This window comes from Duganella aquatilis (assembly GCF_009674565.1).
Classification (GTDB): Bacteria; Pseudomonadota; Gammaproteobacteria; order Burkholderiales; family Burkholderiaceae_D; genus Rugamonas; species Rugamonas aquatilis.
Window position 1 is genome coordinate 37,249 of sequence record NZ_WKJL01000010.1, and the last position, 18,498, is coordinate 55,746.

Genomic DNA, 18,498 nt, shown 5'->3' on the forward strand with positions numbered 1-18,498 from the left:
GCAACGGTAGCGGTAGTTAGAATATTTTTTCATGAGCTCCCGTAGCGACGTGCTGTACAAGCAGCTGTTCTCCCATCCGGAAATCGTGCGCGATCTGGTGGCGGGATTTTTGTCGGCCGATTGGGCGCGGGGCTTGACGGTGGACGCGTTCGAGCGCGTCAACGCGAGCTATGCCAGCGATGGCGGCAAGGCGCGGCATGAGGATGTGGTGTGGCGGGTGCGCATCGGCGGCGATTGGGTGTATGTCTACATTCTGCTGGAGTTTCAGGCGCGGCCGGATAAGTGGATGGCGTTGCGCATGCAGGTGTATGTCGGCTTGCTGTACCAGGATCTGGTGGCGCAGCACAAGCTGAGCAAACACGGCAAGCTGCCACCGGTGCTGCCGATTGTGCTTTACCACGGACGCCGTCCGTGGACTTCGGCGACCGAGCTGTCGCAACTGATGCTGGCGTCGCCTGCCGGCCTTGAACGCTTTCAGGCGAATCAGCAATACCTGCTGCTCGACCGGCATCATGACAGCCAGCGCGGCGATATCGTCAGCCTTCTATTCCGCTTGCTGCATGCCCAAACCGGTACCGAAATGCGTGCCGCTGTCGATTTGCTTGCGGAGCGTGTGCGACAGGATGATATGGCGCCGGCGCGCGATAGCCTCAAACGCTGGATTCAGCTCACCTTGCAAGACGCGTCCGGCCTGACTAGCATGGATTTGGAGGAGGAATTTGCCATGAAAACAGCCAGAAAATTCACGACCGATGAAATGTTCAGCCCAGAAATCTTCGACCGGCCAATCAGAGAGGCCGCACAAAAGGCTTTGGCAGAGGGCCATCAAAAGGGCGTAATTGAGGGAGAGTTGCTCGCGTTGCGGGAGATACTGCGGGAGTTGGCTGGCGAAGATATTCCGGCTGCCGCAGCGGTAAAAGTTGCCACGGCTGATGCTGCTCAGCTTCGCGCGGCGATCAAGGCGTTGGCTGGCGGCGCCAGCCCCCGGCAGTTGTTTGCCGAGGGCTGAGGTGGCTTAGACGGCCATCAGCGATACCGACTTGGTATTCAGATAGGCTTCCAGCGCCTCCGGACCACCTTCCGAGCCATAGCCCGAATCCTTCACGCCGCCAAACGGCATCTCGGCGCTAGGCGTGGCTGGCTGGTTGATCCACAGCATGCCGACTTCCACATTGTGCATCAGCTGGTGCGCGTTCTTGATCGAACGGGTGAACGCATAACCGGCCAGACCAAACGGCAGACGGTTGGACTCGGCAATCGCCTCGTCCAGCGTATCGAAACCGCGTATCGCCGCCAGCGGACCAAACGGCTCATCATTGAACACGCTGGCATTCAGCGGCACGTCCGACAGAATGGTCGGCGCGAAGAAGTTGCCTTCAGTGCCCACGCGCTGACCGCCGGTCGCCACACTGGCGCCCTTGGCGCGCGCATCTTCCACGAACTGGGTCATCGCGGCAACGCGGCGCGGATTGGCCAGCGGACCGAGGGTCGTGCCTTCCACCAGGCCATTGCCCAGTTGCAGACGCTCGGCGCTCGCCACCAGCGCGCGGGTGAATTCTTCCTTGATGCTGTTGTGTACCAGGAAGCGGGTCGGCGAAATGCACACCTGGCCGGCATTGCGGAACTTGGCGCCGCCGGCGGCTTCCACGGCCAGCGCCACGTCGGCGTCTTCCGCCACGATCACCGGCGCATGGCCGCCCAGCTCCATGGTCACGCGCTTCATGTGCGCGCCGGCCAGCGCGGCCAGCTGCTTGCCGACCGGGGTCGAACCGGTGAAGGTCACCTTGCGGATCACCGGGTGCGGGATCAGGTAGTTGGAAATTTCAGCCGGATCGCCAAACACCAGGCCCACCGTACCGGCCGGCACGCCGGCGTCGATAAAGCACTGGAACAGCGCCGCAGGCGAGGCCGGGGTTTCTTCCGGCGCCTTGCACAGGAAGGAGCAGCCGGTGGTCAGCGCCGCAGCCAGCTTGCGCACCACCTGGTTGATCGGGAAGTTCCACGGCGTGAACGCGGCCACCGGACCAACCGGCTCCTTCAGCACCAGCTGCTGCGCAGCCGGATTACGCGACGGCACGATACGGCCGTACACGCGCATGCCTTCGGCGGCGAACCAGTCGATGATGTCGGCGCCGGCCAGCGCTTCGGCGCGGGCCTGGGCCAGCGGCTTGCCTTGTTCCTGGGTCAGCAGGCGGGCGATCTCGTCGGCGCGTTCGCGCAGCAGGGCGGCGGCGCGTCGCAGCGTGGCGGTGCGCTCGAAGGCCGGCACTTTGCGCCAGGCGTCGAAACCTTTTTGTGCCGCAGCCAGCGCGCGGTCCAGGTCGGCGATGCTGGCCTTGGCCACGGTGCCGATTTCCTTGCCGGTGGCGGGATTCACAACCGGAATGGTCTTGCCGCCGGTGGCGTCGCTCCACTCGTTCGCGATCAGGAGGCGGACGTTAGGGTAGGTAGTCGTGGTCATGAAAAATCTCCTGTGATGTATGTAAAGGGCGCCTGTAGCGATGCCCGAACACCCTCTACTGTGCCAGAAATTCGTCAACTTCGTATTACCGCGCCAATTTTCTCGCCCGCAATGTTATATTTAATGCTATGAATAAACTCACACACAATTTTCTCGCCGCCGCCCTGCTCATGGCCAGCGCCGGCGCCTTTGCCGAACCGCCGGCCGGCCAGGCTGCGCTCGCTGGCGCCCAGGTCCGGGTCGATGTCGGCGGCCGCAAGCTGAATATGTATTGCACCGGCAAGGGTTCGCCGACGGTGCTGTTCGAGGCGGATGCCGGCCGTGCCGGCTGGGACTGGTCGGCGGTGCTGCCGGAAGTGGCGCAGCGCACTCGCGCCTGCGTCTACGACCGTGCCGGCTTCGGCGCCAGCGATCCTATCATCCGCGCTTCGACGGTGGCCAACGCCAGCAAGGATCTGAATTTCCTGATCAGGAATGCGCATCTGGAAGGGCCGTTCGTGCTGGTCGGCGCCGGCTATGGCGCCATGGTGGCGCAGCATTTCGCGTTGCGCGCGCGTGGCGCCGCAGTAGCCGGCCTGGTGCTGGTGGAACCGATGCGGGAAGACGCCTTGCCGGTCGACCGTAGCGCGCGCCTGGATGCGGTGCTGGCCTGTCTGAGCGCGGCGGAGCAGGGCAAGACCGGCGATGGCTGCGCTTATCCCGCCACCAGCATCAATGGCGAGATCGGCCCGGCGCTGGCGGCGGCGCAAGCTGCCCAGGTGCGCAAGCCGACCTATTGGCGCGCCCGCGCTTCCGAGCTGGACAGCCTTGAAGTCAGCGCCGGCCAGCTGCGCAGCGCCCGCAAACCGTTCGGCGACCTGCCGGTGGTGGAGGTGCAGCAGGCCGAGCCGGCCGCGATCACCGCGGCCGTCATGCAGATGCTCGACAAGCGTTAAGCTTACATCGGCGCGCCGCCCAGGCGCTTGATGCTGCCGGAACCCATGATGCTTTTGCTGATCTGCGGATCGCCGTAGTAGTTGATGTCGCCGGAGCCGGCCACGCTCAGGTTCAGCGATTTCTTGGCCCACACGGTGGCCTGGCCGGAGCCGCCGATGCTGACCACCGCATCGCGCGACTGCAACTGGCCGACCTGGACCCGGCCGGAGCCGCCGATCGACACCTGCAGTCGCTCGGTGTTGCCGCCGGCTTTCAGGTTGCCGCTGCCGCCCAGCGCGATCGCCACCGATTCGCTGTCCAGCTGGCCGACCGTGAACGAGCCGGAACCGCCGACGTCAATGGTGAGGTTCTCGCCGCGCAGCTTGTCCGCCGTGACGTTGCCGGAGCCGCCGATCGACATCCGGTCCAGGGTGCGCGCCATGACGATGATTTTCATGTTGCGCGTTTCAAAGGACACGTTGCGCTTGGCCGAGCGGATGCGCAGCGTGCCGTTGTCCACCACGGTTTCGATCAGGGGCTGGATGTTGTCATCGGCCTCGACGATCACGCCCTCGGTAGCGCCCTGGCGGATTTCCACGTCGGCGCTGACGCCGATCGCCAGCGCGGTAAAGTGGCCGACTTCGCGGCTTTGCTTGACGACCTTGCCGCTGCCCTGCACGCGCTCGCCGCCCAGCCAGCTCAAAGGCCCCGCCTGCGCTGGCAGGAGTGGGGCGGTGGCGGCCAGCAGGCCGGCGGACAGCAGCAGGGTAGGCAGGATGCGGTTGGCGTTCATGGTGTTCTCCTCGAATTCGGTTGTCTTGAGTATGCATCCTACGGCCTTGCCCGGGCGCGCGTAACCCTGCTGCGACAGATTGCAGCCTGCGGGGAGCAGAATGCATGCAACCGGGAATGGGCGGCGCTTAGGGTATCATGCCGGTATGCTTACTATAACTATCAAACAGGGCAAGGAAAAACGCCTGCTGGCCGGCGATATCCTGGTCTACGCCACCGCCATCGAGCGCGTGGACGGTCGCCCGCAAGAAAAGAACAAACCTGGCGCCACCGCCATCCTGCAAACCTCGTCGCGCCAGTTCCTCGCCCGCGCCGCTTACAATCCGCATTCGGAAGTGCGGGCCCGCGTCTGGAGCTACAAGGAAGACGAGCCGGTCGACCATGCGATGATGAAGCGCCGCGTGCGCGCCGCCATCGCCAAGCGCGCCCACGCCGTGCGCAGCGCCGGTCCGAACGACCTGGTGCCCGTGATCCGCGGCGACGAGGACGGCTTGCCCGGCCTGCTGGTCGATAGCTGGGGCGGCACCGCCGGCTACCTGATCTGCCAGTTCCAGGCGGCCGGCGTCGATGCCTGGAAGGTGCCGATCGTGCAAGCCTTGCTGGCCGATACCGGCTGCCCCAACGTCTACGAACGCTGCGACGATCTGATCCGCAAATCCGAAGGCCTGCCGGTGTTTTACCGCCCGCTGGCCGGCGAGGAGCCGCCGGAGCACGTGCTGGTGACCGAAAACGGCCAGCGCTTCAGCATGGATTTGCGCACCGGCTTCAAATATCCGAAGGTCCGCGCTTAAAAAGTTTCGGCATTGCAAGTTTTTCTCTTATAATCATCCGGCATCCACGGAGATTTGAGCAGAGATGGAACACTACCAATCGTCGCAAATTCGCACCCTGAGCTACATCGAGAACGAAGACCACCCGGTCTTCGGCACCCTGGTCGAGCAGATTCTGCACCTGCTGAACTCCAAGCTGATCTTCAGCGACATCCTGATCCACCAGAACAGTCCATTGATGCTGCGCCAGCCGAAAGGCCTGGTCGCCGTCACCGACTCGCCGATCACGCGCGAGGAACTGCAGGAATTCTTCGAGGTGGTGGAACCCAACTGGGCCGAACGCATCCAGGACCGCGCCTTCGACCGCGCGGTGGACCTGCACACCGCCCGCATCCGCGCCAACTGCTTCAGCTTCCAGGGCCGCAAGCGCCTCGGTTGCGTGATTCGCCGCTTCCCCAAGGAGCCGATGCCGCTGACCAAGCTGGGCCTGGCCAAGCACGAGCAGCACTTCGCCAAGCTGACCAGCGGGCTGGTGCTGATCATCGGCGACACCTGCCAGGGCAAGTCGACCACCATCGCGTCCATGCTGGACGAGATCAACAAGAACCGCTCCGGCCACATCATCACGATTGAAGATCCGGTCGAGACGCTGATACCGCAGCGCCAATGCGTGATCACCCAGCGCGAGGTCGGCTTCGACGGCGACGTCGAAAGCTTCTACCTCGGCGCGCTGGATGCCTTGCGTGAACGTCCGGACGTGATCTGCATCGGCGAGATCCGCGATGCGCAGACGGCGCAGGAAGCGCTGGCGCTGGCCGAGGCCGGTCCGCTGGTGCTGGCCTCGCTGCACGCCCGGTCGACCGAACTGGGCCTGCAAAAGATGCTGCGTCTGCTGGGCAACACCGAACCGCAGGCGCAGGCCCTGGGTCACGCGCTGCGCGGCGTGCTGTGCCAGGCGCTGCTGCCGGCGGTGCAGGGCGAGCGCTACTACCTGGCCACCGAGTGCCTGACCAACAATCCGGAAGTGACGGAGATGATCGCCAACGGCCAGATCTCCAACCTGCGTATCTGGATGGAAGACAAGCCGGGCGAGGGTTGCCACACCATGAACACCTCGCTGCGCGCGCTGCTGGCGGAAGGCAAGATCGCCGTGCAGGATGCGCGCAACGCCACCACTGACCGCATCGGCTTCGTCGAGCCGTAATCCAGCCTTATTCCAGCGGCACCGCGCGGTAGCGGTTGACGTCGCCGCCGTTGACCGGCGGTGCGTTGTTGCCCCAGGCGCTGCGCAGGTAGGACACCACCTGCGCCACTTCCGTGTCGTTCAGCGCGTGGCCGAACGGCGGCATGCTGTACGGGCGCGGATTGCCCGCCGTGGCCGGCGCAAAGCCGCCATTCAGCACGATGCGGATCGGATTGACCGCGTTGGTCATGATCAGCGCATGGTTGCCGGCCAGCGGCGGATAGATGGACGGCTTGCCGGCGCCGTCGGCGCCATGGCATTCCGCGCAATGCTTCTCATACAGCTTGGCGCCGGCGGCCAGGAAGGCCACCGCTTCGGCCGCGCCTTCGCGTTCGAAGGGCGCCGGCTTGGCGTCCGGCGGCAGCGCTTTCAGGTAGGTCGCAATGGCGTTGACGTCGCCATCGTTCAGGTATTGCAGGCTGTCCTTGACCACTTCCGCCATCGGCCCGAACACGGCGGCGCGCGGCGATACGCCGGTTTGCAGCAGCGCCGTCAGGTGCGCCTGCTGCCAGTCGCCGCGTGCGTTCAGCGCCGGCGCATACCAGCCCTGCGCCGGAATCATGCCGCCGGACAGGCTTTCTCCTTCCGTCGCGCCGAGCGGATTGCGCGCGCTGTGGCAGGCGCTGCAATGTCCCAGTCCCTGCACCAGGTAGGCGCCGCGATTCCAGTCCACGGATTGTCCGGTCTCCGGCTGGAATACTTCCGGCTTGAAGTACAGCAGGCGCCACGCGGCCAGCGAAATCTGCAGGCTGTACGGGAAGCGCAGCTGGTGCGGCTGCCTGGCCTGCGCCACCGGCGTTACCGTTTGCAGGTAGGCGTACAGCGCATCGGAATCGTCGCGCGTGACGCGGGTGTAGTTGGTGTATGGGAAGGCCGGATACAGCAGGCGGCCGTCGCGCGATTTACCGTGATGCAGCGCGCGCCAGAAATCGTCGGCGCTCCACATGCCGATGCCGGTGTTGCGGTCGGAGGTGATGTTGGGTGCGATGACGCTGCCGAACGGCGTCTGCAGTGCGCGACCGCCGGCATAGGCCTGGCCGCCGCGCGTGGTGTGGCAGGCCATGCAGTCGCCGGCCTTGGCCAGGTAGGCGCCGCGCGCGATGCGTTCGGCCGGCGTCAACGCCGCGCTGGCGGCGGAGGGCGGCGTGTTGCTGTCGCTGCCGAACTGGCGCGCCAGCAGCACGGCGGCGACGACAGCGACGGCCAGCGCCACGGCCGCAACGGTATAAACGATTTTCCTCATTTGGCGCCTCCCTGCGCGGCCGCCGGGTAGCTGCCGCAGGCGATCGGCAATGGCAGCGCAATGCTGGCGGCGGGGCGGGCGGCGGCGTCCGGCGTCTGCCGGCCCAGCCAGGCGGAGATGGCGGCGACGTCGCTGTCGCTCAGCCGGCCCGCGATGTCAGCCATGCAGTCCGGCGCGCTGGCGCGGCGCGACTGGCTTTTCCAGTTGCCGAACTGGGCATTGATGTAGTCGCTGGGCAGGCCGAGCAGGCCGGGGATGGACGGCTCGACGCCGCTCAGCGCCGTGCCGTGGCAGGCCACGCAGGCCGGGATTTTCTTCGATGGGTCGCCCTGGCGCACCAGCGTTTCACCGCGCGCCACCTGCGCCGCCGTGGCGCTGGCGCCGCTGCCGGGCGGCGGCGGCGGGTAGGGCGGATGTTGCGACGAGAAGTAGTCGGCGATTTCGCGCAGGTAGGCGTCCGACAGGTTGCCGGCCATGTAGGTCATCATCGGATAATGGCGGTGACCATCACGGAAGTGGCGCAGCTGGTTGTACAGGTAGCCGGCCGGCTTGCCGGCGATGCGCGGGAAGTAGGCGTCGCCGCGTTCCTTGACGCTATGGCAGGCCAGGCAGGCGGCAATGCGCTGCTCCAGCGTATCCGGCGCGGCGACAGGCGCAGCAGTCAGTGCGGCAGCGAGACCCAATGCGGAAAAAATCGGCATACTCCTCCTTGTGCAGGCGGCGCATGGCGGCCGCAGGACTAGGATATACCGGTTTTGGCAGGTTTTGGCAATTTGACACCTTTGAGGGGTGGCAACTTGTTACCTAAGGAAATCCAATGGCGGTAGACGCGCAGGGCGACCTGGGCGTCGTCGGCCGCGTACAGGATCTGTTTTTCGTTCAGGCGCGGCAGGGCCCAGTTGGTGGTGGAGATTTTTTTCGACTTTTGCAGCTTGAGGCCGAAGAACTTGGCCACCGCTGTCTTGGCGCCGAGATCGTTGCGCTGGCCCGGCGTGCGCAGCGCCACCGACAGGTCGACCACGCCGGCGGCGCGGATCTCCAGCTTGGCGTGCAGGCGCTTGACGTCGTCCGACAGGCCGAAGCCAATCTTCAGCGGCGCCGCGCCTTCCAGGATGGCCTGCAGCACTGCCAGCGTATGCGCGTCGGTGCTGCTGCCGATCTGGAACAGATAGGCCTGGGCATCGGTGGCGAACTGGATCAGGTGCGGTCCGGTCGAGGTTTCGCCGCGGGTAAAGGTCGGCTTGGATTCGGTATCGAAGCCGATGGCGTCGCAGGCCAGCAGGGCGTCGCGCGCGGCGACGGCCTGTTCCGGAGTCACCACCATGTGGACGTCGGCGATGCGGATGCCGAGGTAGGGCGGCAGGTTGTCCTCTGCCGCCACCACTGCCACAGGCTGGCTATCCATCAGCCTTTTTTCGAGAACTTCGCGGCCAGCTGGTTCAGCTTGTCGGCGCGCACGCGGGCGGCTTCCTCGGCGGCCTTGGCGTCGCGTTCGGCCTTCTTGCGGTCGGCTTCCTTCTTGAACCGCTCCTGCAGCACCTGGGTGGCGTGGGCGCGATGGGTATCGGTCACTTCGGCGCCGGGCGTGCCGTCGAGGTCATGGCGCACCTTGGCTTTTTCCATGACTTTCAGGTAGCGCAGCGAGCCGGTGTGGATGCCCAGCGCGGTGCGCATGGTTTTGCGGTCCAGGTCCGGCATGACGGCCAGCAGCTGCTTGTCGATTCCGATTGCCAGTGGCAGGAAATCGCGGAAAGCAGGGAATTGGGTTTGCAGTTGTTTCAGCAGGCTGCGCGGGGTTTGGGCGGCAGGCGCCGGCGCGGAGGCAGCGGTAGCTGGCTCGGTGGCCGGAGGCTGTTGGGTAAGACTAGTGTTCATCGACTTCATAGGTTAAGCAACAACCGTCAGCATAGCATGCTGCCCAGCGGATTGCAGTGCCTTTTGCGCCATTGTGTCGGATTGCTCAGCCTTAGGATGGGGTTAAGGCCACTTGCGAACGTGCGTTCGCGGCCCAAATTGTGTATAATGCTCGACGCACCACTGGCAGCACGGTGTGGTTCAGTTTGGTACAGGATGCGATTCGGATGGTCTGACCAAGGGCTTTGGCCCTTCTCATTTGCCCTTCTCATCTTCCCTGACAAGAGAAACAAGCCCGTAGCAAGGACGCGGGCTTTTTTTATTCCGCAGAAAATCGTCAGCTAAATTACAACATTTCCACCCCAGGCGCACCTTCGCGGTCGGCGCGGGGTCTGCTTTTTTGTAATTTCTGGCGAATACGCATTGAGAGATTTTAATGACAAAACCGAAAACTTTAACGTTGTCCGTCAAAAAGCCCGCCGCCCGCGCCAGCGCCGCGCCACTGGTGGTGCCAAAGACGACTCTATCTTATGTCATCGATAATGAAGAGGCAGCGAGCAAAGTAACGGTAGTCAAAAAGAAAACCCGCCTCAGCGCCGCTGCCGAGGCCGCGCAGGCCGACGTGCAGTCGGCCGACGTGGACGACGGCGCCGCCAAGGTCGCCAAAGTGGCGCGCAAGAGCGCTGCCGCAACCGTTGCCGCCGACGATGCGCCGGCCGTGACCGTGAAAGCCGCGCCGAAATCCAAGCTGGTCAAGGCCAAGCCGGACGTCGCGCCGGTGATCGTCACCACCCCTTCGGCATCGGCGCCAGCCGTCAGCCAGGTGACCGACGCCGCCACGCTGGCGTCGATCGACACCTCGGGCTATTTGCTGCCAGGCGTCAAGGTGCCAGGCCGCCGCGGCCGCAAGCCGTCCGAATTCACGCCGGAAAACGACGAAGTCGCGGCGCTGAACGCGGTCGAGCGCGCCGAACTGAAAGCGGTGTCGAAAGCCCGTGAACGCAAGGCCAAGGGCGGCGCCGACATGCTGGGCCTGGACCCGAAAGCGTCGGCCGAGGAACTGGAAAAACGCCGCGCGCAGATCAAGAACCTGATCAACATGGGCAAGGAACGCGGCTTCCTGACCTATGCGGAGATCAACGACCAGCTGCCGGAAAACATCATCGATCCGGAAGCGATCGAAGGCATCATCGCCACCTTCAACGACATGGGCATCGCCATCTACGAGCGCGCGCCGGATGCGGAAGCGCTGCTGCTGAGCGATAACGTGGCCACCGTCACCTCGGACGACGAAGTGGAAGCGGCTGCCGCCACCGCGCTGTCGACCGTCGATTCCGATTTCGGCCGCACCACCGACCCGGTCCGCATGTATATGCGTGAAATGGGCGCCGTGGCGCTGCTGACCCGCGAAGGCGAGATCGAGATCGCCAAGCGCATCGAAGAAGGCCTGAAGGACATGATCCAGGCGATTTCCGCCTGCCCGACCACCATCGCCGAAATCATTTCGCTGGCCGACAAGATCGAGTCCGACGAAATGAAGGTGGACGACGTGGTGGACGGCTTTGTCGATCCGAACGAAAGCGCGCCGGCCCCGGCCGTGAGCGCCGCGCCGTCGGATGACGACGAGGACGAAGAAGACGACGGCGAAGAGGAAGACGGCGACGTCGGCGGCGGCGCCGCCGGCTACTCGACCGAGCAACTGGCACAGCTGAAAATCGCCGCGCTGGACAAGTTCTCTTTCATCTCGGCGCAGTTCGAAAAAATGCGCAAGGCCAGCGGCGGCTACGGCTCCAAGGCCTATGTGACCGCGCAGGAAGCCATTTCGGCCGAGCTGCTGGGCATCCGCTTCACCGCCAAGGTGGTCGAGAAGCTGTGCGACACGCTGCGTGGCCAGATGGAAGAAGTGCGTTCGATCGAACGCGCCGTGCTGGACCTGTGCGTCAACCGCTGCGGCATGCCGCGCGCGCACTTCATCAAGGTCTTCCCGGGCAATGAGACGGACCTGGACTGGGTCGACGGCGAAGTGGATGCCGGCTATCCGTACAGCACCGTGCTGGGCCGTAACGTGCCGGCCGTGAAAGAGCTGCAACGCAAGATGATCGACCTGCAAGCCCGCGTGGCGCTGCCGCTGGCCGACCTGCGCAAGATCAACAAGCAGATGGCCGCCGGCGAAAAACGCGCGCGCCAGGCCAAGCGTGAAATGACCGTGGCCAACTTGCGTCTGGTGATCTCGATCGCCAAGAAGTACATCAACCGCGGTCTGCAGTTCCTGGATCTGATCCAGGAAGGCAATATCGGTCTGCTGAAGGCGGTCGACAAGTTCGAATACCGTCGCGGCTACAAGTTCTCGACCTACGCGACCTGGTGGATCCGTCAGGCCATCACGCGTTCGATCGCCGACATGGCCCGCACCATCCGCGTGCCGGTGCACATGATCGAAACGATCAACAAGATGAACCGCATCTCGCGCCAGATCATGCAGGAAACCGGCAGCGAGCCGGACCTGGCGACCCTGGCGGTCAAGATGGAAATGCCGGAGAACAAAGTCCGCGAAATCATGAAGATCGCCAAAGAGCCGATCTCGATGGAAACGCCGATGGGCGAGGACGGCGATTCGCAGCTGGGCGACTTCATCGAAGACAACACCACGCTGGCGCCGCTGGACGCCGCGCTGCACGCCTCGATGCGCAACGTCATCAAGGAAGTGCTGGATTCGCTGACCCCGCGCGAAGCCAAGGTGCTGCGCATGCGCTACGGCGTGGAAATGTCGAACGACCACACGCTGGAAGAAGTGGGCAAGCAGTTCGACGTGACCCGCGAGCGTATCCGCCAGATCGAAGCGAAAGCGATGAGCAAGCTGCGCCAGCCATCGCGCTCGGACAAGCTGAAAACCTTCCTGACCCAGAACTAAGGTCGGCGAAGCAAACAGGAAGGGAGGCTGCGGCCTCCCTTTTTTTCGGGCGTGCTAGCATGGCGTCCCTGACTCCCTTAACTTATTGCTTGTGGTGTGGGCATGGATGCTACCTGGCTGGAAGATTTTGTTGCGGTGATACGGGAGGGCGGATTTTCGCGCGCCGCAGATCAGCGCGCCATCAGCCAGCCCGCCTTCAGCCGCCGCATCCGCTGCCTGGAGGAGTGGGTCGGCACGCCGCTGTTCGACCGCACCGCGCGCTCGGTGCAGCTGACGCCGGCCGGCGAGCGGCTGAAGCCGTTTGCCGAAGAGATCCTGCGCCAGCTGGAAACCGGACGCCGGGATGCGCTGAACGCGGCGCAGACCTCGACCGAGACCCTGCTGTTCGCCTCCACCCATGCATTGTCGCTGACGTTTTTCCCGCCGTGGCTGCGCGCGCTGGAAAGCCGGCAGGCATTGATGTCGTCGATCCAGCTGACCGCCGACAGCATGCAGGGCTGCGAGCGCCTGATGATCGATGGCCGCGCGCAGTTCCTGCTCTGCCATGTGCATCCGGCGGCGGCCAGCCACCTGTCTGCCGACCGCTTCCGCTCCGTGGTGCTGGGCGAGGATGTGCTGATGCCGGTGGCTGCGCCGTCGCTGGCCGGCACCGGCGCGCTGGAAAACGGGCCGTTTCTCGCCTACTCGGACGCTTCCGGCATGGGCCGCATTTTGCGGGCGGCCTGGGAAGAGGGACGCCGGCCGCCGCTGGCGGAGCCGGCGTTTTCCTCGCACCTGGCGTCGGTGCTGGCGATGATGGCGCGCGATGGCCGCGGCGTGTCGTGGTCGCCCTTAAGCCTGGTGGCGGACGACTTGCAGGCCGGCCGCCTGGTGCAACTGGGCGGGGCGGAGGATGAGGTCAGGATGGAAATTCACCTGTTCCGCCCGCGCGCCCGGCAGTTGCGGGCCGCCGAGCGCTTCTGGGAACAGGTGCAGGAACGCGTGGCTCAGTCGGCCAGGAACTGACGCAGTTCGGCCAGCACCTCGTCGGGACATTCTTCCTGCAGGGTGTGGCCGCAATCGAGCGCGCGTCCGCGCACATCGCCGGCCTTTTCGCGCCAGGTTGCCAGCACATCATACAGCGCGCCAACGGTGCCGCGTCCGCCCCACAGCGCCAGGACCGGCATCGCCAGCTTCTTCTCCTGGTCCGCCGCATCGTGCTCAAGATCGATGCCGGCCGCCGCCCGGTAGTCTTCGCAGATGGCGTGGCGGGTGCGCGGATCCAGGTAGCAGCGCAGGTATTCATTGAAGGCGGCCGGCTCGGTGGCGTTGGCGATCTTGTTCTGGCCATCGATATGCTTGCGCAGGAAGAATTCCGGATCGGCCTCGATCAGGCGTTCCGGCAGCGGATACGGCTGGATCAGGAAGAACCACCAGAAATAGCGGGTGGCGAATTCCTTGTCGGTGCGCGCGTACATGGTGGCGGTCGGTGCGATGTCGAACAAGGCCAGGCGCGACACCGCCTCGGGATAATCGAGCGCCAGGCGGTGGGCGACGCGGCCGCCGCGATCGTGGCCGACCAGTGCAAAGCGGTCCAGTTCCAGCGCGCGCATCAGTTCCACCAGATCGGCCGCCATGGCGCGCTTGGAGTAATTGACGTGCTGTTCGCCGCCCTCCGGCTTGTCGCTGTCGCCGTAGCCGCGCAGGTCGGGCGTCACCACCGTGTAGTGGGCGGCCAGCTGCGGCGCCACCTTGCGCCAGGTGACATGGGTCTGCGGATGGCCGTGCACCAGCAGCAGCGCCGGGCCCGAGCCGGCCATGGCGAAGCGGATCTTCACGCCCGACGAGGCGGTAAAGGTGTAGAGCCCGAAGCCATCGAGGAAGAGCGACGCGCCCGCAGGCGCGACTGACGCCGGCATTACGCGAACCATGGGTGCGCCTCCAGGTGTTGGTTCTGAAACGCGAGGATTTCGTCGCGCAGCGTCAGGGTCTGGCCGACGGCGTCCAGTCCCTGCAACAGCGCCTGCTTGCGCACGGTGTCGATCTCGAACTGGATTTCCGCACCGGCGGCGTGGATGCGCTGCTGTGGCAGGTCGATGGTCATGCGGTTGGTCGACGCCTGTTCAGCGATGCGCATCAGGCGCGCCACGTCCGCCGCCGGCAGGGTGATCGCCAGCAGGCCGTTGCGCGCGCAGTTGTCGAAGAAGATGCCGGCAAACGAGGTGCCGACCAGGGCGCGCACGCCGTATTGCATCAGTCCCCATACCGCATGCTCGCGGCTGGAGCCGCAGCCGAAATTGTCGCCCACCACCAGGAAGCTGGCGCCGTGCCAGGCCGGCTGGTTGAGGACGAAGCCGGCGCGTTCCTGGCCCTGCTCGTCGAAGCGGATGTCATGGAACAGGCCGCGATCCAGGCCGCTGCGGTCTATGCCCTTGAGGAATTGCTTGGGCATGATGACGTCGGTGTCGATATTGGCGGCGGGCAGCGGCGCGGCGATGCCCTCTACGGTTACAAATGGTGTCATCTTACATTCCTTCGAGATAAGCGCGGGCATCGGCCAGGCGGCCGGCGATCGCGGCGGCCGCCACCATGGCAGGGCTCATCAAATGTGTACGGGCGCCGGTGCCCTGGCGGCCTTCGAAATTGCGGTTGGTGCTGGAGGCGCAGCGCTCGCCGCTGGCCAGGATGTCGTCATTCATGGCCAGGCACATCGAGCAGCCGGACTGGCGCCATTCGAAGCCGGCGTCGATGAAGACCTGGTCCAGGCCTTCCGCCTCGGCGGCGCGGCGCACCGAACTCGATCCGGGCACCACCATGGCCGTCACGCCGGCCGCCACCTTGCGGCCGCGCAGCACGCGCGCCGCATCGCGCAGATCTTCAATCCGCGAATTGGTGCAGGAACCGATGAAGGCGCGCTGGATGGCAATGGTGTCGACCGCCTGGCCGGCCCGCAGGCCCATGTAGTGCAGGGCGCGTTCCATGTCGTGCCGGCGCGCCGGATCGGTTTCGCCGGCCGGGTCCGGGACGTGCTGGTGGATGCGCACCGCCTGGTCCGGGCTGGTGCCCCAGGTGACCATGGGCGCGATATCGTCCGCGTGCAGCGCGACTTCGGCGTCGAATACCGCGTCGGCATCGCTGTGCAGCGCCTGCCACGACGCAAGCGCCGCATCCCACAACGCGCCTTGCGGCGCGCGCGGCCGGCCCTGCAGGTAGGCGAACACTTTCTCGTCCGGCGCCATCATCGCGCCGCGCGCGCCGCATTCGACCGCCATGTTACAGATCGTCATGCGCGCCTCGACGCTGAGGGCGCGGATGGCGGCGCCCTGGAATTCGATGGCATAGCCGGTGGCGCCGGACGCGCCGATCTTTTCCACCAGCGCCATGATGATGTCCTTGGAGCGCACGCCCGGTCCCAGCGTGCCGTCGACGGTGACGCGCATGGTTTTCAGGCGCTTGTAGATCACGGTCTGGGTGGCCAGGTAGTGCTCGATATCGGAGGTGCCGATGCCGAAGCCCAGCGTGCCCAGCGCGCCGTAGGTGGTGGTGTGGCTGTCGCCGGCGGCGATCACCATGCCGGGCAGGACCGAGCCGATCTCCGTCATCACCACGTGCTCGATGCCCTGCAGCGGGTGCATGACGTCAAACAGCTCGATGCCGAAATCGCGGCAGTTCTCGACAAAGTAGGCGGTCTGGCGCGCCGCGCCGGGATCCGGCATCTGCGTGGTGCGGCGGGCGGCGGTGGGATTGACGTGATCGACCGTGCCCAGCGCCGCCTGCGGACGCCAGACGGGACGCTGCGCCTGGCGCAGACCGGTGAAGGCTTGCGGCGAGGTGTATTCGTTGAGGACGGTGCGGTCGACGTACAGCAGCACTTGACGGCCGCTGGCGTCGAGCGGACGGATCACGTGGCTGTCGACTATTTTGTCGTAAAGGGTTTTCGCCATGATGCATGGGCCTTCTTGTTGTGAGGTATGGGGCGATTCTAGCGATTCGGTCCGGCCGCCTCTAATGCAATTATCGAATACGTTCATCGAATTAATGCAATTGTCTGCGCCTCGCGCTGCGCTTAGTCTGCCGGTGTACCGCATAAAGGAGACGACATTGATTTATAAAAAACTGTACATCCAGGTCCTCATCGCCGTGGTGGCGGGCGCGATCCTGGGCCACTTCGCACCGCACCTGGCAACCGAACTGAAGGTGTTGAGCGATATTTTCATCCGCATGATCAAGATGGTGCTGGCGCCGGTGATTTTCTGCAGCGTGGTGCTCGGCATCGCCAAAATGGAGAACATGAAGGAGCTGGGCCGCATCGGCGTCAAGGCGCTGCTGTACTTTGAGGTGGCCTCCACCATTGCCCTGCTGTTCGGGCTGCTGGTGGTCAACCTGCTGCAGCCGGGCGCGGGGATGAATGTCGACGCCGCCCGTCTGGATGCCTCCAGCGTCAGCCAGTACACCGCCGCCGCCACCAAACAGGATGGCATCCTCGACTTCATCGTGCATGCCGTGCCGCAGAGCGTGGTCGAAGCCTTTGCCAAGGGCGATATCCTGCAGATCCTGTTCTTTGGCGTGCTGCTGGGCATCGCCCTGTCGCAGATCGGCGCCGCCGCGCGCCCGGCGGTGGCGTTCATGGACAGTTTTCTGACCGCTGTCTTCAAGGTGGTGGCGATGGTGATGCGGGTGGCGCCGCTGGGTGCGTTCGGCGCCATGGCCTTCACCATCGGCGCCTACGGTCTCGGCAGCCTGGTGTCGCTGGGCAAGGTGCTGCTGTGCGTGTACCTGAGCTGCATCCTGTTCGTGGTGGTGGGCTTCGGCCTGGTGGCGCGTCTCAGCGGCTTCAGCCTGTGGAAGTTTTTGAAATTTATCCGCGATGAAGTGATCACCGTGGCCGGCACCTGTTCGTCCGAGTCGGTGCTGCCGCAACTGATGCGCAAGCTGGAACTGGCCGGCGTGCCGAAGCCGGTGGTGGGCCTGGTGGTGCCGGGCGGCCTGAGCTTCAATGCCGACGGCAGCGCCATCTACTTCTCGGTGGCCGCCATCTTCATCGCGCAGGCCACCAATACGCCGCTCGCGCTGTTTGAACAGCTGACGATACTGGGCGTGCTGATGCTGACCTCCAAGGGCTCGGCGGGGGTGGCCGGCGCCGGCTTCGTGACGCTGGCCGCCACGCTGGCGGCGATGCACAGCATTCCTGTCTCCGGCCTGGTGCTGCTGCTGGGCGTGGACCGCTTCATGGCGGAGGCGCGTTCCGTCACCAACACCATCGGCAATGCGGTCGGCGCGGTGGCGGTGGCGGCCTGGGACAAGAGCCTGGACCGCGAAACCCTGGCAGCCGCGCTGGATGGACGGCTCGACGTGCTGGCGGCGCCCGAGCCTGAGCCAGCGCCACCGGTCTACGTCAATCCCTAGGTGTTTTGATCGTGATAACATTGCCAACCATGGAATGCCATCATGGGAGGCAGTGATGCAGCGACAACTCACGGGCGTATTGCTGATGGCGGCGTGCGTGGCCGCCAGCGCCGAAGATTTGCTGGTCTCGGCGCGGCTGGAGTCGGTCACGCTGACGCCGTCCGGCGTGGGTGCCTGCGGCAAGAATCCCACCGGCAGCTATCCGAATGCCGATGGCACCACGCGCGTGGTCGTGTCAAATGCATGCGGCTGCCAGGAGAGCAAGGTGAAGGTGGAGCGCGTCTATCAGGGCAGCGAGGCCCGCCCGGGCGATGTGCTGACCCTGCAGAGCACGCTCGGCGAGTGGTGCAGTGCGACGTTGCCCATGGATCATTCATTATTCCTGCTGAAGAAGGGGCAGTCCTGGTCGTGGTCGCGTTTGACCGAGAACGACGGCCAGGTCTATTTCGATCCCCAGCGCCTGGGATGGCGGCAGGGCGAAAAACTTGCGCCGTTGAGCGCCTTGCCGCAGATGCTGGCGCGCCAGGACCCTCGACATGAGTGATGCCGCGTATTTACACGGACGCTGTCTGTGCGGCGGCATACGCTATCGGGCGGCGTTGCCGGTGTTCCATGCCAGCCACTGCTACTGCACCATGTGCCAGAAGCAGCATGGCGCGGCGGCGGGATCGTATGCCAATGTCGCCAGCGCCGGGCTGGTGATCGAGCACGGCGCGGCGCTGATCACCGAGTACGCCTCGTCCGACGACGGCCGCCGCGACTTCTGCCGCGTGTGCGGTTCCACCTTGTTCTGGCGCAGCACGGCGGCGCCGGACCGCGTCGCCATCACGCTTGGCACAATGGAGCCGGCATACAGCGGACCGGTCGAGCGCGAACTGTTTGTCGAACACAAACCCGCGTGGCTGCCTTGCCGGGACCAATGAA

18 protein-coding genes are annotated in these 18,498 nt (G+C 65.0%); 9 read left to right on the plus strand and 9 right to left on the minus strand.

Going from position 1 to position 18,498, the window contains the following annotated elements:
• Positions 1 to 31: 31 nt before the first annotated feature.
• The gene (locus GJ698_RS14770; RefSeq protein ID WP_154358388.1) at positions 32 to 1,009 is read left to right on the plus strand and encodes an Rpn family recombination-promoting nuclease/putative transposase; all 978 of its coding nucleotides are present in this window, start codon (positions 32 to 34) and stop codon (positions 1,007 to 1,009) included.
• Between the two features lie 6 nt (positions 1,010 to 1,015).
• Here GJ698_RS14770 and GJ698_RS14775 read toward each other — a convergent pair whose 3' ends face one another.
• Positions 1,016 to 2,461, minus strand: a complete 1,446-nt coding sequence (locus GJ698_RS14775) for an NAD-dependent succinate-semialdehyde dehydrogenase (RefSeq protein ID WP_154358389.1) — start codon at positions 2,459 to 2,461, stop codon at positions 1,016 to 1,018.
• A gap of 128 nt (positions 2,462 to 2,589) precedes the next feature.
• On the opposite strand from GJ698_RS14775, the gene GJ698_RS14780 reads away from it, so the two are divergent.
• On the plus strand, positions 2,590 to 3,396 hold the full coding sequence (locus GJ698_RS14780) for an alpha/beta fold hydrolase (RefSeq protein ID WP_154358390.1): 807 nt from the start codon (positions 2,590 to 2,592) through the stop codon (positions 3,394 to 3,396).
• Between the two features lie 2 nt (positions 3,397 to 3,398).
• Here GJ698_RS14780 and GJ698_RS14785 read toward each other — a convergent pair whose 3' ends face one another.
• The gene (locus GJ698_RS14785; protein WP_154358391.1) at positions 3,399 to 4,169 is read right to left on the minus strand and encodes a head GIN domain-containing protein; all 771 of its coding nucleotides are present in this window, start codon (positions 4,167 to 4,169) and stop codon (positions 3,399 to 3,401) included.
• A gap of 145 nt (positions 4,170 to 4,314) precedes the next feature.
• Here GJ698_RS14785 and GJ698_RS14790 point away from each other — a divergent pair, with 145 nt between their 5' ends.
• Positions 4,315 to 4,959: a class I SAM-dependent rRNA methyltransferase gene (locus GJ698_RS14790; RefSeq protein WP_154358392.1), complete on the plus strand. Its 645-nt coding sequence runs from the start codon at positions 4,315 to 4,317 to the stop codon at positions 4,957 to 4,959.
• 64 nt (positions 4,960 to 5,023) lie between these two features.
• Positions 5,024 to 6,142 carry a type IV pilus twitching motility protein PilT gene (locus GJ698_RS14795; RefSeq protein WP_154358393.1) on the plus strand — a complete coding sequence of 373 codons (1,119 nt, stop codon included), beginning with the start codon at positions 5,024 to 5,026 and terminating at the stop codon, positions 6,140 to 6,142.
• Between the two features lie 7 nt (positions 6,143 to 6,149).
• Here GJ698_RS14795 and GJ698_RS14800 read toward each other — a convergent pair whose 3' ends face one another.
• Genes GJ698_RS14800 through GJ698_RS14815 form a run of 4 tightly spaced genes read right to left on the minus strand, consistent with a single transcriptional unit; the run spans position 6,150 to position 9,308 of the window.
• Entirely contained in the window at positions 6,150 to 7,424 is a 1,275-nt protein-coding gene (locus GJ698_RS14800) for a cytochrome c (RefSeq protein WP_154358394.1), read from the minus strand.
• Positions 7,421 to 8,125, minus strand: coding sequence for a c-type cytochrome (locus GJ698_RS14805; protein WP_154358395.1), 705 nt, complete (start codon positions 8,123 to 8,125; stop codon positions 7,421 to 7,423). Before GJ698_RS14805 ends, GJ698_RS14800 begins: the two co-directional genes overlap by 4 nt.
• Before the next feature lie 38 nt (positions 8,126 to 8,163).
• Positions 8,164 to 8,829: a 3'-5' exonuclease gene (locus tag GJ698_RS14810; RefSeq protein WP_154358396.1), complete on the minus strand. Its 666-nt coding sequence runs from the start codon at positions 8,827 to 8,829 to the stop codon at positions 8,164 to 8,166.
• A complete protein-coding gene (locus tag GJ698_RS14815; protein ID WP_154358397.1) occupies positions 8,829 to 9,308 on the minus strand; it encodes a ProQ/FINO family protein in 480 nt (159 codons plus the stop codon). Before GJ698_RS14815 ends, GJ698_RS14810 begins: the two co-directional genes overlap by 1 nt.
• Before the next feature lie 406 nt (positions 9,309 to 9,714).
• Here GJ698_RS14815 and rpoD point away from each other — a divergent pair, with 406 nt between their 5' ends.
• Both rpoD and GJ698_RS14825 read left to right on the plus strand, forming a co-directional pair.
• Complete coding sequence (gene rpoD / locus GJ698_RS14820; RefSeq protein WP_154358398.1) at positions 9,715 to 12,189, plus strand: RNA polymerase sigma factor RpoD; 2,475 nt, start codon at positions 9,715 to 9,717, stop codon at positions 12,187 to 12,189.
• A gap of 102 nt (positions 12,190 to 12,291) precedes the next feature.
• Positions 12,292 to 13,194, plus strand: coding sequence for a LysR family transcriptional regulator (locus tag GJ698_RS14825; RefSeq protein WP_154358399.1), 903 nt, complete (start codon positions 12,292 to 12,294; stop codon positions 13,192 to 13,194).
• Here the strand turns inward: GJ698_RS14825 and GJ698_RS14830 are convergent.
• Genes GJ698_RS14830 through leuC form a run of 3 tightly spaced genes read right to left on the minus strand, consistent with a single transcriptional unit; the run spans position 13,176 to position 16,112 of the window.
• The gene (locus GJ698_RS14830; RefSeq protein ID WP_229259998.1) at positions 13,176 to 14,099 is read right to left on the minus strand and encodes an alpha/beta fold hydrolase; all 924 of its coding nucleotides are present in this window, start codon (positions 14,097 to 14,099) and stop codon (positions 13,176 to 13,178) included. The two genes, GJ698_RS14825 and GJ698_RS14830, sit on opposite strands and share 19 nt — an antisense overlap.
• A complete protein-coding gene (gene leuD / locus GJ698_RS14835; protein ID WP_154358400.1) occupies positions 14,087 to 14,692 on the minus strand; it encodes a 3-isopropylmalate dehydratase small subunit in 606 nt (201 codons plus the stop codon). Before leuD ends, GJ698_RS14830 begins: the two co-directional genes overlap by 13 nt.
• A 1-nt stretch (position 14,693) precedes the next feature.
• Positions 14,694 to 16,112, minus strand: coding sequence for a 3-isopropylmalate dehydratase large subunit (gene leuC / locus GJ698_RS14840; RefSeq protein ID WP_154358401.1), 1,419 nt, complete (start codon positions 16,110 to 16,112; stop codon positions 14,694 to 14,696).
• A gap of 160 nt (positions 16,113 to 16,272) precedes the next feature.
• On the opposite strand from leuC, the gene dctA reads away from it, so the two are divergent.
• Genes dctA through GJ698_RS14855 form a run of 3 tightly spaced genes read left to right on the plus strand, consistent with a single transcriptional unit; the run spans position 16,273 to position 18,497 of the window.
• Positions 16,273 to 17,574, plus strand: coding sequence for a C4-dicarboxylate transporter DctA (dctA, locus tag GJ698_RS14845; protein ID WP_371865329.1), 1,302 nt, complete (start codon positions 16,273 to 16,275; stop codon positions 17,572 to 17,574).
• Between the two features lie 55 nt (positions 17,575 to 17,629).
• A complete protein-coding gene (locus tag GJ698_RS14850; protein WP_154358403.1) occupies positions 17,630 to 18,118 on the plus strand; it encodes a hypothetical protein in 489 nt (162 codons plus the stop codon).
• Positions 18,111 to 18,497, plus strand: a complete 387-nt coding sequence (locus GJ698_RS14855) for a GFA family protein (protein ID WP_154358404.1) — start codon at positions 18,111 to 18,113, stop codon at positions 18,495 to 18,497. Before GJ698_RS14850 ends, GJ698_RS14855 begins: the two co-directional genes overlap by 8 nt.
• Position 18,498 lies beyond the last annotated feature (1 nt).

Coding starts and splice junctions, on each gene's coding strand:
- GJ698_RS14825 (WP_154358399.1), top strand. CDS start 12,292: ATGGATGCTACCTGGCTGGAAGATTTTGTTGCGGTGATACGGGAGGGC.
- GJ698_RS14780 (WP_154358390.1), top strand. CDS start 2,590: ATGAATAAACTCACACACAATTTTCTCGCCGCCGCCCTGCTCATGGCC.
- GJ698_RS14805 (WP_154358395.1), bottom strand. CDS start 8,125: ATGCCGATTTTTTCCGCATTGGGTCTCGCTGCCGCACTGACTGCTGCG.
- leuC (WP_154358401.1), bottom strand. CDS start 16,112: ATGGCGAAAACCCTTTACGACAAAATAGTCGACAGCCACGTGATCCGT.
- GJ698_RS14810 (WP_154358396.1), bottom strand. CDS start 8,829: ATGGATAGCCAGCCTGTGGCAGTGGTGGCGGCAGAGGACAACCTGCCG.
- GJ698_RS14785 (WP_154358391.1), bottom strand. CDS start 4,169: ATGAACGCCAACCGCATCCTGCCTACCCTGCTGCTGTCCGCCGGCCTG.
- GJ698_RS14790 (WP_154358392.1), top strand. CDS start 4,315: ATGCTTACTATAACTATCAAACAGGGCAAGGAAAAACGCCTGCTGGCC.
- GJ698_RS14855 (WP_154358404.1), top strand. CDS start 18,111: ATGAGTGATGCCGCGTATTTACACGGACGCTGTCTGTGCGGCGGCATA.
- GJ698_RS14770 (WP_154358388.1), top strand. CDS start 32: ATGAGCTCCCGTAGCGACGTGCTGTACAAGCAGCTGTTCTCCCATCCG.
- GJ698_RS14775 (WP_154358389.1), bottom strand. CDS start 2,461: ATGACCACGACTACCTACCCTAACGTCCGCCTCCTGATCGCGAACGAG.
- rpoD (WP_154358398.1), top strand. CDS start 9,715: ATGACAAAACCGAAAACTTTAACGTTGTCCGTCAAAAAGCCCGCCGCC.
- leuD (WP_154358400.1), bottom strand. CDS start 14,692: ATGACACCATTTGTAACCGTAGAGGGCATCGCCGCGCCGCTGCCCGCC.
- GJ698_RS14795 (WP_154358393.1), top strand. CDS start 5,024: ATGGAACACTACCAATCGTCGCAAATTCGCACCCTGAGCTACATCGAG.
- GJ698_RS14830 (WP_229259998.1), bottom strand. CDS start 14,099: ATGGTTCGCGTAATGCCGGCGTCAGTCGCGCCTGCGGGCGCGTCGCTC.
- GJ698_RS14800 (WP_154358394.1), bottom strand. CDS start 7,424: ATGAGGAAAATCGTTTATACCGTTGCGGCCGTGGCGCTGGCCGTCGCT.
- GJ698_RS14815 (WP_154358397.1), bottom strand. CDS start 9,308: ATGAAGTCGATGAACACTAGTCTTACCCAACAGCCTCCGGCCACCGAG.
- GJ698_RS14850 (WP_154358403.1), top strand. CDS start 17,630: ATGCAGCGACAACTCACGGGCGTATTGCTGATGGCGGCGTGCGTGGCC.